We start from the raw sequence: 14,787 nt of genomic DNA on the forward strand, positions 1-14,787 counted from the left end.
ACACGCCCCCCTTACCCCCCACGAATATTTCGGCTGGTTCCATGCTCAATTGAGCCAGCGGGCGAGCTGCGAGCACGTCGGCACGTGCAGGGTCGTGCCCCGAGCCGACCGGGCCAATCTTCCCGGAACGAGGATCAGCGCGCGGCGCAGCCACGGCGTTCGCCAGCTCGCCAGGTGCGGAACGTGCTCCAGCACATAGCGGCGCATCAGGTTGGCCGTCAGCAGCTTCAGCAGCAGCGCGGCATGATTGGCGTTGAAGCAGTGGCTCGGCACGCGACCGCATCCCCACCCGTGCTTGAGCTCGCCAATGAGCGGCTCGATGCCCGCGCGCAGGTCATACCGCGCCGCGACGTCTTCCGGCGCTTCGACCGGCTCGTTGGTCAAAAAGACCTGCACCGTGTAGTCGAGCCCCTCCCAAAGGTAGATCTGTTTTCCATTCTCCCGGTCGCGTGTGCGTACGGCGATGACGCGGACTACATCGGGCCAATCGCGGCGCCTGAAGGGGACCTCGGTCACCTGCCGGCGAGGACGACCGTCGGCATCCCAGTCGATGGTCCGCCATCCGGTGGCGTACGCGACTCTGCCCACCAGATCGGGGCTCATCCGCGCCTTGGTCAGGAAAAAGCATCCCTTCGCAGCAACGGCGTGCATCAAGGCGCTGCAATCCCCAGCGCCATCGATCCGTACGTAGATGGCCGCACTCGGAGCTGCGGCGCGCGCGCGATCGATGCACTCCTCGACGAAGGGCACATCGGCTTCGCCGAAGCTCGTGTCGCCCGGTCGCAGCTTGGCCCCGACGATGGCGTCGACCTCGGCGATACGCGCCAGGATCGGATGATAGCTCGGCCGGCCGTGGTAGCGCGGGTTCGGGCCCGGCCGTGCCCCCTCCTGCATCCCGAAGAGCGGCTCCACGGTCGTGTCGACGTCGATGTGCACGAATCGGTGCTTTCGACGAGCCACGAGGGCAAGCCCATGGTCGACGACCATGCTGTGCAGCACCTCGAGCGCATTGTCATCGAAGCGGCACAGGTCCCGGTAGACGGTGTCGATGCTCGGGACGACTCCGCCGGCGAGGCGTGCGAAGAGCGGATCGACAGCGAGCGCCTCGATGCCGAAGACGCGCTCCTCGCCGGCGAGCGCGCTGTCCATCAGCAGGCGCATCTGCGCGGCCATCGGGTAGATCACCGAGCGGCCCGTCTTGAGCCGGAAGAACCTGCGGCTCAAGGCCGCGTCGACGCCGAGCTTCCGGAGGAAGGCGCCGAACGGGGCAAGCCCTGCGATGCCCGTCAGGTTCTTCTCCGTGGGCGCGAGGTGAATCATGGCAGGGTTTGGCCGCCGGATTCGCTCCTGGTGCGGCCCGTCGCCTTTCCTCTTGAGCCCGAGCTCGCGCCGGCGCACCTTGCAGGTGCTCGGCGTGTGCCTTCGTTTGGTCATAGCAACCCGGACGGGTCGCCACGCCGAGCCTTTCTTTCAAGGCGTTCCTTTTACTGCGCCGGATTTCTCACGCCCCGGATCGGATTTCTGGGCGCGAAATCCACGCTGAAAGGCGGCGGCCCCATTGAAGCTAGCGCCCCGCCCCCCAACGCGACCGCACGGTTTCCCTCTCCGCCGCTGAAAGGCGGCGGCCCCATTGAAGCAGGGCGGGATAGGGTCAAAGCTACGGTAAGCGGTGGCACCTCTCCGCCGCTGAAAGGCGGCGGCCCCATTGAAGCGAGGCGGTTCACCGCTTCATGTTCTTCGTGATGGAGACTCTCCTCCGCTGAAAGGCGGCGGCCCCATTGAAGCGACGCCAAGATGAACCCGCTCCTGTACCAGCGTCCCCTCTCCGCCGCTGAAAGGCGGCGGCCCCATTGAAGCCCGCCCTCGTAGACGTACGCGCCGGTGCGAGTGATCCGCTCTCCGCCGCTGAAAGGCGGCGGCCCCATTGAAGCGACAAGGTGGACGTCTCCTCCGTGGGAGACTTCCTCCCTCTCCGCCGCTGAAAGGCGGCGGCCCCATTGAAGCGCGAGGCCGACCGTCTCGAAGGTCTTCTGGACCCCGCTCTCCGCCGCTGAAAGGCGGCGGCCCCATTGAGTCCACAAAGAGTGGTCCTCCAGGCTCACTATCGCCTGGTTGGCATCCCCAAGCCCAAGGGCTACTGCTTCTTCCTGACCAACGTGCCCTGCAAGACGCACGGCCCACATCAGGTAGGTGATCTCTACCGCGTCCGTTGGGAGATCGAGATCGATAACAAAGGCGAGAAGGCGGGTGCCAGGCTCGACGAGATCACCGCGCGCAAGCCGGTCAGTGCGAAGGTCCTTGTGCTTGCCACGCTCCTCAACGCAGCGATCGCGCGAACTATCGTGCAGAGCGAGAAGCTCCCCGTCGTGACGGAGAAGAAGAGCGCAGATGAGCCCGCCTCGCGCGCCCCCCCTTCACCCGATCTTGTTGATGCGGGCTCTCAGCTCGGCTCATGGAACGATCACTCGGCTTCTGTGGGACACTGACGACCAACCGCTCATGTGGGGGGAATCGATGCTCCGGTTCCGCGACCTCGGGTCCGACCCAAATTGGCGTCGACGACCGAGTGTCCTGGATCGAATTCAAGGGCTGACGGTGCCACCCAAGCCGCGTCGTCGAACGAGACACACTGCGTGATGGCGCATCTGCTATCCGATCACCCATGGACTGCGGGGGGAGCGACTGCCCGTCCTGCTGGTAGGCATCGCGTGCGGGCTTGCACGAGATCGGCTTTTCGTCCGGCGCCGGAGCGTCCGCTCAACGCGGACCGTGGTTGCCGAGTCGCCGCTGAATCGGTGGAACGCCGCGGGGTGACACGCCCCGAACGCCAGCTACGGCGCGCCGCGTCGCAGGGGACGGTTCCGGCTACTCGTCCTCATCAAGCTCGGACTCGTCGTCGCTGACCTCCTCCTCGTCGAGCTCCTCCTCGCCCGTCTCCTCCTCGCTGGTCTCCTCGCCGTCGTCCTCTTCCTCGGCCACCTCCTTCTTGCCGGCCGACGCGCGTTTGGCCGTGGTGAGGCCGAGCTTGAGCTGCGCCTTGGTGCCGAACACCTGCCGGAAGGTGGTTGCCCAGTCGTTGAACCAGTCGCGGAGATCGTCGAGGGCTTCTCGCTGCGCTTGCTGGGCCTTCGCGAGCTCGGCGGCGGACACCTTGCGCTGGGGCAGCGGGCCTCCGCCGACCTCGAGCCTGCCGAGCAGATCGCGGACGTCCTTGAGCTTCTCCTCCGTCAGGCCACGCCTTACGAGGGTCTGCCGGACCTTCTTCGCGTCCTCGTCGCTGCTCTGGGAGAGGCCGTCGAGGCGGGAGAGGAACGTCCGGACCGACACGATGACCGCCGGCCCGAGGGGCTGTTGCTCGAGGTTTTTGAAGAAAGCGGCCTCGAAGGCGTCACGGCGGGCGCGCGGGACGATGCGGCGAATGACGACGTGTGTGCGGGGGAACCACATATTTTCGAAGGCGTCGACGTCCTGGAGCAGGCGGAGCCGCTCCGCGCCTTGCAGCACGCCGCCGTTCGCGACCTCGACGAAGAGGTGATCGAGCGGCTTCTCCTCGCCCGAAGCGATCCTGAGGAGCCGCCACCCTTCGCGATGCTCGTCGGTGGTATAGCCCTCGCGACGGGCACGCGCGCTGAAGGGCGTGGTCTGGATGTTGACCAGCAGCTTGAGGGAGCGCTCCAGGAGATCCTGCTCCGCGGCCGTCAGGACGAGCGGCGGCGGTATCTCCTCGGCCGTGCCGGCCGGCGCGGATTTCTCGGATGACTTCTTCGGGGATTTGGACTTGGCCATGGGATGTTCCTCCGGTGGAGGGATGGTAGCGGCGCATCCCGCTGCCGCACAACGGCCAAGTACCCCGCGGATTCGTGCTCGCTCGCGGGATCGTCCGATCCGGCCGGCGTGAGGGGGGCCCACGTCCGCCTTGACGCCGCGCGGCCTCGGCGACGACGTGCGGGCGGCGACGGAAGGGGTGTCCGGCGAGGATGCGGAGGAGGTGCTCCGGCGGGAGCGCCGCGAGACGCCCGCGGCCGCGCCGGAGAAGGTGGCGAGCGCGGCGCCGGCGGCGGTGGAGAGCGGCACCCTCGCGCGAGCACGACGTTCGCAGCCATTCTCGATCGGCGTCAGCCAATGGCAAGGTGCGCACCATCACGCGACGGTCCTACGGCCTCCACGGAGCCTCCTCCCTCATCGCGCTGATTCATCTCTGCTGTTCAGGTCTCGCGCTGCAACCTGTTCACACGTGGACACGCTTCCACCAAACCTAAAAGAGAGCCCTTTTTCACTCTGGATGAAATGTCCGGCCGTGACCGCTTCGGTAACCCACAGGGTAATACCCCGCGCGGGAACCGCGCGGACGACAGCATCTCGAATCTACGCCGCCGTTGTAGGTCAGCCCGCACCCGCTCCGCGGGGTGGGGGCGAGGAGAGATGGGGTCGAGGCGACGGGGGCGAAGGCATCGCGGCGTCGCCGCCTGGCGGCGGTTGCGGCCGGCCTGGTCGCGGGCGCTGGCCGTCTTCGGGTCGAAGATCCGGGACATGCGCGGCGATCGGCGAGCCTGGCACGGCCGGGTGACGCGATTTGTGTTCGGGCCCGGGTCTGCTGAAGAGACAATTCCACGGCATGCCGCCGCCCTCCAGACCCTCCTTCGAGCTCACGAGCTCCCGCGTTGCGCAGCGCCACCCTGGCGTGGGACGCGTCCTCGGGGCGCTCGCGCTGCTCTCGATCGCGGGTCCCATGCTCGTCAGCGAGCTCGCCGCCGTCCTCGGGCAGAAGCTCGCCTCACCGCTGTTCGGCCAGATGGCCCGCGACGTCGGGGCCTGGCGCGGAGCCGGCATGCTCGCCGGCATCTTCCTCGCGCTGCTGAGCGCCGCCATCACCGCCGCTCCCCTCGCCCGGCGCGGCGCGGTGCGCGTGGCGGCCTGCGCGACCGGCCTGCGCCTCACCCGCGGCGCCGCGGTCCGCTGGATCCCGCGCGCCGCGATCCGCTCCGGCCTTGTCGTGCCCGAGCCGCGCTCCCACGTCGCGCTGGAGCTCCGCGGCGGGCGGCTCCTCGAGGTGCAGGTCGAGCGCGAGGAGGAGGGCGCGCGGCTGCTCGCGGCCCTCGGCCTCGGCCCGGCGGCGCGGCGCGTGGCGGTCTCGCTCGGCAGCGCCAGCCGCGAGCTCGCGGCCGGCTGTGCCTTCCTGCTCGTCTCCATGCTCTGCTTCCACTGGGTGTTCTTGAGGGCCGACAGCTTCCGCGGCTCGCCCCTCGACTACGCCGCGTTCGCGGCGAGATGGCTTGTGCTCTCTCTGCTGCCTGCCTGGCTCATCAGCCGAGGCGCTCGCCCCACGCGGGTCGTGGTGGGCAGCGACGGCGTGCTCGTCGAGCGCGACTTCTCGCGCGACTGGCTCCCTTACACCGAGCTCACCGCGATCCAGACGCGCGACGACCGCCTCTTCCTGTTCCGCCAGGGTCACGATGTCCCGGCCGAGCTCCGGGCGGGGCGCGGCCTGGCCGAGGCGCTCGCGCAGCGCATCCGCGAGGCGCACGAGCGCGCCGCGGGGGGCGCGGCCCCGCCAGGCGCCGAGGCGCTGGAGCGGCGCGGCCGCGAGCCCGCGGCCTGGCGCGAGGATCTCCGCAAGATGCTCACCGCAGGCGACTACCGCGCGACCGGCCTGACGCCCGAGGACGTGCTCCACACCCTGGACGACGCCAGCGCCCCGCCGGATCGCCGGATCGGCGCTGCCCTCCTCCTGCGCGTCACCGGATACCCCGAGGCGCAAAGCCTCATCCGCGTCGCCGCCGAGTCCACGGCCGATGACGAGCTCCGCGCCGCGCTCGAGCGCGCTGCCGAGGACGAGCTCGACGAGGCATCGCTCTCGCGGACCGTACGCTGAGCCCCGCGCCGGGGGCTGGCACGCGCGCCGCGCGGTCCGCTCCTGCCGGGAGCCTCCCGGGAGAGCTGAAACTCGACCCCGAGGCGAGCTCGGGCGATCCGGCGTTCGACGAGCTCGGCGCTGGCCGCTTCGGCGGGCTCGCCGTAGGATGGCCGCGCTGCGAGGCAGACTGCATGGCGCCTATCGTTCCCGACAAGAACAAGATCAAGAGCTTCCGTACCGAAGCCGAGCTCGAGGCGTGGCTGGCCGTAAACCACGCGCAGGAGACGGAGCTGTGGCTGAGGATCTACAAGAAGGGCTCCGGCGTGCCGACGGTGACCAACGCGCAAGCGCTCGACGTGGCGCTCTGCTGGGGATGGATCGACGGGATCCGAAAAGCCCTGGATGAAGCCTCGTTCTTGCAGCGGTACTCGCCGCGCAAGGCGCGGAGCGTCTGGAGTCAGATCAACCGCGACAACATCGCCCGCTTGACCGCCGCGGGGCGCATGACGCCCCACGGGCAGCGGCAGGTGGACGCGGCCAAGGCCGATGGCCGCTGGGATGCGGCGTACGCGCCGATGCGCAGCGCAACCCAGGACACCCTCCCCGACGATCTTCGCGCCGCGATCGAGGCGAACCCACGAGCTCACGAGACGTTTCGGACGCTCGGGCGACAGAACCTGTTCGCGCTGGCGTTCCGCGTGAGCAACATGAAGACGCCCGCGGGGCGCGCGAAGAAGATCGCGGATCTTGTGGCGATGCTGGCGCGCGGTGAGACCATCGTGCCGGAAGGGCGTCGACCGTCAAAGGCGCCCCGGTCCCCTGCGGAGTGAGCCGCCCTCGCCGATTCCGTCGGCGCCTGTCAATCGCAGCGGCAGTACAGACACCCAGGGTGGTGCGGGCCGGTGCCGCGATATCCGGCCCACCCTGTATTGCTGCACGTGCAGGGGTCATGAGGGCGGAGACAGCTGTCCAGCTTGCACGGCTGGTCCGGCGTCTCGATCGGCGAATCGCCGCTCGGGGTGTCCGCCGACGCGCCGTTCGCCGGAGCCTCGCCGGATGCCGGACTGTTCGCCGCCGGCTCCTCCACGTGCGCCGCGGGGCCCGCGGCGCCCATCCCCAGCGCGGAGAAGAGCGCCACAATCGAGAGGATCCATCGATTTCCCGAGGTCGGCTCGAGGAGGCGAAAGGGCTCCGCCGGGAAGACAGGGAAGATCTGCTGCGGGCCGTTTATCGCAAGTCGGCGATGCCGCAGCGGCATGCTGTGCGTGGCCAGGTCGATCCGTTGAAATCGAGCAGCCGCCCCTCAGTACCGGCCGCCGAGCGCCGCGGCGGCGCCCCCGGGCAAGAGGACCCCATGCACGGCGGCGGCGGGCGAGGCGGCGTCGGGGCGGCGCAGCAGGAGCGCGGCCACGGCGCCGCCGAGCGCCGCCACGCCGACGCCGAACGCGATGTTCGCGGCGAGGACCTTGGTCCGCACGGCGTCGACGTCCGCCTCGGTGCAGCGCGGCGCGCAGGTCGTCCGCAGGCGTTCGGTGTCGGCGCGCGCGCTCAGGCCGAACGCCGCGTAGGCGACCCCGCCGACGACCGCGGCGCCGCCGAGCGCGATGGGCAGGAAGAGCGCGCTCGCGGGCGACGACGCGGCCCGGTCCTCGCGGGGCGCGAGCGCGCCCGCTCCCGGCGCGGCCGACCGGGCGAGCCGGGCCGAGACGCGGCGCAGCTTCTCTCCCTCGCGCACCACGAGCCGCAGCTCCACGGGAGCGCTGCCCGCGCGCTCGAAGCGGAGCACGCGCTCGCCCGGGTCGACCTCGACGGCCTTGCCGTCCAGCCGCGCGGCGAGGGGCGCGCCGTCGATCGTCAGCCGCACGTCGGCCACGTCGTGGCCCTGCTCGTCCTGGGCGCTCACGATCAGCGTCGGCACGCGCGCGGTGACGTCGGAGAGCCAGCCCGCGCAGTCCGACTGGACGAGGGCGGGACAGGCGGCGCCGCCGCACGCGATGAAGCGCGCACGCGCCTCGCGCAGCCGGCCTTCGTCGCGCAGGCGCTGGCCCTCCTCGGAGGCCGTGAAGCAGGCCTCGGCGTCGCCGGCCAGGGCGCGGGCCGGGTGGAGGCAGGCGAGGGCCGAGAGGGCGGCGGCGACGACGAGGGAGCGGCGAGGGGTGCGCTGGTTCATCCGGCCTCCGTCAGAAGCATTCGCGCTTGTAGCGCTTGTGGCCCTGTCCATCGATGACGAACGGTGGAGTGCACCCGTCGCGCGCCGGCTCGCGGCGTGGCGGCCGGCGCGGGCCGGGGCGGGCGGGCGGCGCGGCCCGCGCGGCGGGCGCGGCCTGCGCGCTCGCGGTGCCCGGCTCGGCTGACGTGCCCTGCGCGCTCGCGGTGCCCGGCTCGGCTGACGTGCCCGGCGCCACGACCGCGCCCCGCGCCCCCGGCACGCCCGTGCTGGCGCCGCCGGCCACGGACGGCGCCTGATGCGCGAGCGCACCCGGCCGCGCCGCGCCCCGCGCCCGCGCCGCCGCCGCCGCGATGCCGGCCTTCGCGCGCACGCGCAGCGGCGCCTCGGCGCGCGCGAGGCCGATCGCCGCCGCCGCGATGGCGAGCAGCGCGCCCGTCGCCGCGACCGCGCCCCAGCGCTGCCGGCTCGCGGCCTGCGGTGCGCTCGACGCGGCGGCCTCCGCCGGGCCTGCGGCGGCCTCCGCCGGGCCTGCGGCGGCCTCCGCCGGGCCGGTCCCGAGCTCCGGCGCCGCGCTCGGGGTCGACGCCCTCGGCTCGATCGCGGCGATCAGCGCCGCGCGCTGCGCCAGCGACTCGCCCGCGAGCGAGGACACCCACCCGCCCACCTCCGAGGTCGACGCCGCGAGGCCGGTCGCCTCCAGCGCGAGCGCCATCGCGCGCGCCGTCGGGAATCGGTCCTCCGGACCGCGCGCGAGCGCGCGCAGCGTGATCGCCTCCAGCTCCGGCGGCACCCCGGGCCGGCGGGCGCTCGGCGGATCCACGCCCGCCTGCAGCAGCCGCAGGATGGAGAGCGCCTCGCCCCGCCCCTCGAACAGGCGCTCGCCCGTCAGCGTCTCCCACAGCACCACCCCGGCCGAGTACACGTCCGCGCGCCTGTCGAGCGGCTCGCCCGCGATCTGCTCGGGCGACATGTAGGCCAGTTTGCCCTTGATCTGCCCGTCGCGCGTGATCTGCGCCCGCCCGGCGGACTTGGCCACGCCGAAGTCGAGCACGCGCGCCACCCCGTCCTCGCCGACGAGCAGGTTGTGAGGCGATACGTCGCGGTGCACGAGGCCGAGCGGAGCGCCGTCCTCGGTGGTGGCCTCGTGCGCCGCGTGCAGCCCGTGGAGCGCGCCGGCGAGCACCGCGCACGTGATGCGCGGCGGGGGCGCGCCGCCGTCCCTCGTCGCCGCGCGGAGCAGGCGCGCCAGCGACTCGCCGTGCACGTACTCCATCACGAGCAGCACCTCGCCCCCGCTCGACACGACGTCGATCGTCGAGACGACGTTCGGGTGCCGGACGCGGGCCGCCACGCGCGCCTCGTCGAGGAGCATGGCCACGAGCTCGGGATCCCGGACGAACTGCGGGTAGAGCCGCTTGACCGCGACGGTCCGCCGGAACCCGGCCGCGCCGTGCTGGCGGCCGAGATGCACCGTCGCCATGCCGCCGGCCCCGATCTCGTCGAAGAGCAGGTAGCGGACGACAGCCGACGCGCCGCCCTGGGCCCGCAACATCGGCGCGACGATACCACGCCCGAGGCGGAGGCCGCGGCGACATGTCGGGTCGAGCGCCGCGCACGCCGCATCTTCAGGTGGAACGCCGCGCGCGCAGGATCTGGAAGTACCGCCGCGCGATGCCCGACGCGGCCGCCGCGCTCCGGACATTGCCCCCGTGCTGCGCGAGGACGCGCTGCACGTAGCGCCGCTCGAAGTGCTCGACGATCCGCTCCCGCGCGCGCGGCAAGGGCAGGTCGAGCGCGAGGATCTCCTCGATGATGTCGTCCGATGTCGCAGGCTCGGCGCCCTCGCCGGCCCCGGCGCCCGCGGCCGACGCCGGGGGCACGGGCGTGGACGGCGGCATCGCCGCGGAGGCGGGCCCGCCCGGCTGGGCCGTCGACGCGGGCCCGCCCGGCTGGGCCGTCGACGCGGGCCCGCCCGGCTGGGCCGTCGACGCGGGCCCGGCCGCCTGGGCCGTCGACGCGGGCCCGGCCGACGAGGTCAGCCCGGCCCGCGTGGTCTCGATCGGCGCGGCCTCGCCGAGCGCCACGCGGCGCGCCACGGCGTTGTAGAGCTCGCGCACGTTGCCCGGCCAGTCGTAGTCCGAAAGCCGCTCGCTGAACCCCTGCGGGAACGGCGCCCCGCGATCCGCGAGCTGCCGCCAGAGGTGGTGCGCGAGCACCGTCACGTCGCCCCGCCGCTTGCGCAGCGGCGGCAGCTCGATCCGGGCCACCGCGAGCCGGAAGAACAGATCGTCCCGGAACCGGCCCGCCTGGATCTCGCGCTCCAGATCGCGCCGCGTCGCCGCGAGCACCCGGATGTCGACGCGGATCCACCGGTTCGAGCCGACGCGCTGCACCTCCGATCGCTGGATGGCGCGCAGGAGCTTGGCCTGCAGGGCGAGATCGAGATCGCCGATCTCGTCGAGCAGCAGCGTGCCGCCGTGCGCCTCCTCGAAGACGCCGCGGCGGGCCTCGTTCGCGCCGGTGAAGGCGCCGCGCTCGTGACCGAAGAGCGCCGACTCCACGAGCGTCGGCGGCACCGCTGTGCAGTCGAACACGACGAACGGCCCGGCCGCCCGCACCCCCTGCTCGTGGATCGCCTCCGCGAGCACCTCCTTGCCGGTCCCCGTCTCCCCCTCGATGACGACAGGGACGCTCGAGGCCGCGAGTCGCTCGCACAGCGGATAGAGCCGCCGCATCTCCTCGCTGGCGCCGACGAGCTTGCCGAAGCGCACGGCGCGCGACAGCTCCGCCGCCTGCGTCACGCCGAGCGCCTCGACGCGGAGCACGGTCTCGCCGATCCTGACGAGCTCGCTGCCCTGCAGGTACGCGTCGCCGACGCGGATCCCCTGGACGAAGGTGCCGTTTGTCGAGCCGAGATCGGTGACGCGCAGGCGGGCGCCGGCGAGCTCGAAGGCGGCGTGGCGGCGCGAGACGAGCCGGTCGGTCAGCGGGATGTCGCAGGCGGGGCTGGTGCCGGCGAGCACGCGCGCGGGCAGCCCCGGCGCCACGGTGAACCGGAGGCCCTCGTCCGGGCCGGCCATGACGGAGAGGGCGAAGCTCTCGGCCGCGGCCCCGGTGGGGCGCATCGGCCCCGGCAGGAGCTCGGTGGCTGCGGCGTCGTCGTCGTTCCACGGGGGCATACCCCCATCTCATCAGGCCTCCGCGCCGGCGTCACGCGGCGCCGCCGCGTGACCGTTCACACGCCGGCGAGGCGGGGCCCCGAGCGCAACGCGATCTCGCCGGGGTGTTACCGATCGTAACGCCACATCGCGGCATCGAGATCAACCGCGCCTCTTCCGGGAATGAAACATGTCGTCTCTTGAGCCCCGTTGTGGCACCGTGGGCGGCGAGTGTAAGTGACATAGCATTGGACGAGGATCATGCGGAAAATTCTTTACGCACTTCTGTTTCTATCGATCACCGCCTGCGGCGATGATTCACCCGGAACCGCGGCGACGAGCGGCGCGACGACCGGTTCGGGAGGCGCGACGAGCTCCAGCAGCACGGAGGCTTCCGGCAGCACCGGAGTTGGCGGCAACGACGCTGGAGGGGGCGGCTCGACCGCGACCGGGACCGGCGGAGCCGGTGGCGAGGGTGGCGCAGGTGGCGCAGGTGGCGAGGGCGGCGAAGGCGGCGGCGGTGAAGGTGAGAAGCGCTGGGTCGGGACCTGGACGACCGGTCCGCAGCTGACCGAGCCGGGCAACAACCCGCCCGCGCCGGGCCTCGCCAACAACACCCTGCGTCAGGTCGTGTACACCTCGATCGGAGGCAGCAACGTGCGGCTGCTGCTCTCGAACGAGTTCGGCGACGGGCCGGTGACGATGAGCTCCGTGCACATCGCGGACTCGACGACCGCCGACGGCATCGAGGCGAGCACCGACAAGGCTTTGACCTTCGCGGGCGCCGACTCGGTGACCATCCCGGTGGGCAAGACCGTCTTTTCCGATCCGATCGACTACGCGCTCAAGCCCCTCAGCAAGCTCGCGGTGACCATCCGGTTCGGCAGCGTCCCGGCCGGCATCACCGGGCACCCGGGCTCACGGACGAACTCGTACATCCAGACCGGCGATGGGGTCTCGTCGCCGACGCTGTCGTCGCCGGTGAGCACCGCTCACTGGTACTACATCACGGGCCTCGACGTCATGGCCGGCCCCTCGGCCGCGGCGATCGCCATCCTCGGCGACTCGATCACGGACGGCCGCGGCTCGGTCACGGACGGGAACACGCGCTGGCCGGACTTCCTGTCTCGCCGGCTGCGGGCCAATCCCGGGACCGAGGACGTCGCCGTGCTGAACCTGGGGATCGGCGGGGGCACCGTGCTGGCCGGCGGGCTCGGGCCGACCGCCAAGCTGCGCTACCAGCGCGACATCCTGGACCAGCGCGGGGCTCGCTGGGTCATCATTTTCATCGGCGTGAACGACATCGGCAACGACAGCGCGCCGCCCGTCGCCGACGGTCTGATCGCGGCCTATGGCGAGTTCATCGACAAGGCGCACGCGAAAGAGATGCTCGTTTACGGCGTGCCCATCCTGCCGTTCAAAGGCAACGGGTACTACTCCGACGCGCACGAGGCCACCCGTAAGACGGTCAACACCTGGATCCGCACGAGCGACAAGTTCGACGCGGTCATCGATATGGATCCGGCGGTCGTCGACCCCAGCGATCCTACAAAGCTGCAGGATAGCCTCGACTTCGAGAATGATGGGCTGCACCTGAACCCGACTGGCCTGGAGGCGATGGCGAATGCCATCGACCTCTCGCTGTTCACGAGCAAGTAAAGCGGACGCCGATCGCGGGGGGGGGCGCCCGGTCGGGCGCGCGGAGCTCCGAGCTCCCGCGCGCCCGGCGAAGACCCCCCGCTCCGCCGGCGAGGAAAGCGCCTCGACCCTCGCGTGGCGCCACGATCGATAACTCCCGGTGACCTCGCGCCAGGATCTGTAACGCAGAAAACTGAGCTATATAACATTGACGCGTAGCGGCGTATTTCCGCACGTGTTCAGCCGTTCCGGTCCTGAGTAGCCTTGCTCCCATGCGCGGAGGAGACGACGCGGAGGCCGGCGCGACGCGCGAGCTCACGCCGCTCGTCCGGAAGGCGCTGCGCCGCGACGTTCACGCGGGCGCGCCCGGGGCACGGCGCGGGCCCGAGGTGGCGCCGTGAGCCGGATTTTGCTTGTCGAGGACGAGGTCGTCATCCGGACGGAGCTCCGGCGGCTGCTCGCGCGCCACGGGCACGACGTGGTCGAGGCGGGCTCGATCGCCGAGGCCGAGGCGGCCGACGATCTGCGCGCGTTCGAGCTGGTGCTCGCCGACGTGCGTCTGCCCGGCGCGCCGGGCACGGAGCTCGTCGGCCGGTGCGGCGGCGCGCCGGTCGTGCTCATGACGAGCTACGCCACCGTGAAGGCGGCCGTCGACGCGGTGAAGCGCGGTGCCGCGGATTACCTCTCGAAGCCGTTCGATCACGCCGAGCTCGTCGCCCTCGTCGAGCACCACCTCGCCGGCGCGCGCTCCGGGCAGAGCGCGCCCGCGGAGAGCGCGGCGCGCCCGTCGTCGCCCGCGCCATCGTACCCGCCTTCATTCATGCCGCCCGCGCCTCCCTCCATGCCGCCCCCGTCGGCCTCGATGGCGCCTGCGCCATCGTACCCGCCGCCCGCGTCGGCCTCCATGCCGCCCGCCCCGGACGACGACGAGCTCGAGGGCATGATCGGCGGCTCGGCGGCCATGCGGGAGGTGTTCGCGCGGGTGCGCAAGGTCGCGCCGAGCGAGGCGACGCTGCTCGTGCTCGGCGAGAGCGGCACCGGCAAGGAGACGCTCGCCCGCGCCGTGCACCGGCTGAGCCCGCGGCGGCAGTTCGCGTTCGTCCGGGTCGACTGCGCGGCCATCCCGGAGGGGCTGATCGAGGGCGAGCTCTTCGGCTACGAGCGCGGCGCCTTCGCGGGCGCGCTCTCGGCGCGCGCGGGGCTCTGCGAGGCCGCGGAGGGCGGGACGCTCCTGCTCGACGAGATCGGCGAGCTGCCGGCGCGGGTCCAGGCGCGGCTCCTCCGCTTCCTGCAGACGGGCGAGGTGCGGCGCGTGGGCGCGACGCAGGCCCGGCGCGTCGATGTGCGCCTCATCGCCGCGACGCACCGGGATCTCGCGGCGATGGTGCGCCAGGGGTCGTTCCTGAGCGATCTCTACTTCCGGCTGCGGGTCCTCGAGATCCGCCTGCCGCCGCTGCGCGAGCGGCCGGGCGACGCGGTGCGCATCGCGGAGTCGCTGCTCACGCGGCGCGCGCGGACGACGGGCCACCTGCCGCTCGCGCTGTCGCCGGAGGCGCGCGCCGCCATCGCGGCGGCCCCCTGGCCGGGCAACGTCCGCGAGCTGGAGAACGCCATCCACCGCGCCATGGTCCTCGCCGAGGGCAGCCAGATCGGGGTGGCCCTGCTCGGGCTCGACGACGCGCCGCAGCCCGCGGCGCCCGCTCCCGCCTCGGCCGCGCACGAGAGCGAGCCCCCGTCCGACTCGCTCGAGGGCTATTTCCGCCGCTTCGTCCTCGAGCACCAGCACGAGCTGACCGAGACCGAGATCGCCCGCCGCCTGGGCATCAGCCGCAAGGCCCTCTGGGAGCGGCGCCAGCGCCTCGGCATCCCTCGGCCGCGCTCCTGAGCCGCCGGTCGACCGCGCCGCGCCGCGCGGGTCGCTGCGATCCGTGCGTTACCGATCGTAGCGCCGCGCCGACGGGTGTTAC

At 72.2% G+C, this 14,787-nt stretch carries 11 protein-coding genes; 6 read left to right on the plus strand and 5 right to left on the minus strand.

Annotated elements, in window-relative coordinates; genetic code table 11:
* Window positions 1–45: 45 nt before the first annotated feature.
* On the minus strand, window positions 46–1,434 hold the full coding sequence (locus WMF28_RS12900) for an IS1380 family transposase (protein ID WP_437602489.1): 1,389 nt from the start codon (window positions 1,432–1,434) through the stop codon (window positions 46–48).
* A gap of 650 nt (window positions 1,435–2,084) precedes the next feature.
* Here WMF28_RS12900 and WMF28_RS12905 point away from each other — a divergent pair.
* On the plus strand, window positions 2,085–2,486 hold the full coding sequence (locus tag WMF28_RS12905; protein WP_437602490.1) for a hypothetical protein: 402 nt from the start codon (window positions 2,085–2,087) through the stop codon (window positions 2,484–2,486).
* Between the two features lie 379 nt (window positions 2,487–2,865).
* Here the strand turns inward: WMF28_RS12905 and WMF28_RS12910 are convergent, their stop codons facing one another.
* Window positions 2,866–3,786: a hypothetical protein gene (locus tag WMF28_RS12910; protein ID WP_437602491.1), complete on the minus strand. Its 921-nt coding sequence runs from the start codon at window positions 3,784–3,786 to the stop codon at window positions 2,866–2,868.
* A gap of 895 nt (window positions 3,787–4,681) precedes the next feature.
* On the opposite strand from WMF28_RS12910, the gene WMF28_RS12915 reads away from it, so the two are divergent.
* Window positions 4,682–5,872, plus strand: coding sequence for a hypothetical protein (locus WMF28_RS12915; RefSeq protein ID WP_437602492.1), 1,191 nt, complete (start codon window positions 4,682–4,684; stop codon window positions 5,870–5,872).
* 173 nt (window positions 5,873–6,045) lie between these two features.
* Complete coding sequence (locus tag WMF28_RS12920; protein WP_437602493.1) at window positions 6,046–6,684, plus strand: YdeI/OmpD-associated family protein; 639 nt, start codon at window positions 6,046–6,048, stop codon at window positions 6,682–6,684.
* 473 nt (window positions 6,685–7,157) lie between these two features.
* Here the strand turns inward: WMF28_RS12920 and WMF28_RS12925 are convergent, their stop codons facing one another.
* The 3 genes from WMF28_RS12925 to WMF28_RS12935 form a co-directional block, all read right to left on the minus strand.
* A complete protein-coding gene (locus WMF28_RS12925) occupies window positions 7,158–8,024 on the minus strand; it encodes a hypothetical protein (RefSeq protein WP_437602494.1) in 867 nt (288 codons plus the stop codon).
* Window positions 8,025–8,034: 10 nt separating this feature from the next.
* On the minus strand, window positions 8,035–9,576 hold the full coding sequence (locus WMF28_RS12930; protein ID WP_437602495.1) for a serine/threonine-protein kinase: 1,542 nt from the start codon (window positions 9,574–9,576) through the stop codon (window positions 8,035–8,037).
* Between the two features lie 73 nt (window positions 9,577–9,649).
* The gene (locus WMF28_RS12935; protein WP_437602496.1) at window positions 9,650–11,203 is read right to left on the minus strand and encodes a sigma 54-interacting transcriptional regulator; all 1,554 of its coding nucleotides are present in this window, start codon (window positions 11,201–11,203) and stop codon (window positions 9,650–9,652) included.
* 240 nt (window positions 11,204–11,443) lie between these two features.
* Between WMF28_RS12935 and WMF28_RS12940 the strand changes: the two genes are divergently transcribed.
* From WMF28_RS12940 to WMF28_RS12950, 3 genes are all read left to right on the plus strand, one after another.
* Window positions 11,444–12,841 carry an SGNH/GDSL hydrolase family protein gene (locus tag WMF28_RS12940; RefSeq protein ID WP_437602497.1) on the plus strand — a complete coding sequence of 466 codons (1,398 nt, stop codon included), beginning with the start codon at window positions 11,444–11,446 and terminating at the stop codon, window positions 12,839–12,841.
* Window positions 12,842–13,092: 251 nt separating this feature from the next.
* Window positions 13,093–13,221, plus strand: coding sequence for a hypothetical protein (locus WMF28_RS12945; RefSeq protein WP_437602498.1), 129 nt, complete (start codon window positions 13,093–13,095; stop codon window positions 13,219–13,221).
* On the plus strand, window positions 13,218–14,705 hold the full coding sequence (locus WMF28_RS12950) for a sigma-54-dependent transcriptional regulator (protein ID WP_437602499.1): 1,488 nt from the start codon (window positions 13,218–13,220) through the stop codon (window positions 14,703–14,705). Before WMF28_RS12945 ends, WMF28_RS12950 begins: the two co-directional genes overlap by 4 nt.
* Window positions 14,706–14,787: the final 82 nt, after the last annotated feature.

This window comes from Sorangium sp. So ce590 (genome assembly GCF_051521365.1).
Taxonomy (GTDB): domain Bacteria; phylum Myxococcota_A; class Polyangia; order Polyangiales; family Polyangiaceae; genus Sorangium.

Coding starts and splice junctions, on each gene's coding strand:
- WMF28_RS12910 (WP_437602491.1), bottom strand. CDS start 3,786: ATGGCCAAGTCCAAATCCCCGAAGAAGTCATCCGAGAAATCCGCGCCG.
- WMF28_RS12940 (WP_437602497.1), top strand. CDS start 11,444: ATGCGGAAAATTCTTTACGCACTTCTGTTTCTATCGATCACCGCCTGC.
- WMF28_RS12935 (WP_437602496.1), bottom strand. CDS start 11,203: ATGCCCCCGTGGAACGACGACGACGCCGCAGCCACCGAGCTCCTGCCG.
- WMF28_RS12900 (WP_437602489.1), bottom strand. CDS start 1,434: ATGACCAAACGAAGGCACACGCCGAGCACCTGCAAGGTGCGCCGGCGC.
- WMF28_RS12930 (WP_437602495.1), bottom strand. CDS start 9,576: ATGTTGCGGGCCCAGGGCGGCGCGTCGGCTGTCGTCCGCTACCTGCTC.
- WMF28_RS12925 (WP_437602494.1), bottom strand. CDS start 8,024: ATGAACCAGCGCACCCCTCGCCGCTCCCTCGTCGTCGCCGCCGCCCTC.
- WMF28_RS12945 (WP_437602498.1), top strand. CDS start 13,093: ATGCGCGGAGGAGACGACGCGGAGGCCGGCGCGACGCGCGAGCTCACG.
- WMF28_RS12920 (WP_437602493.1), top strand. CDS start 6,046: ATGGCGCCTATCGTTCCCGACAAGAACAAGATCAAGAGCTTCCGTACC.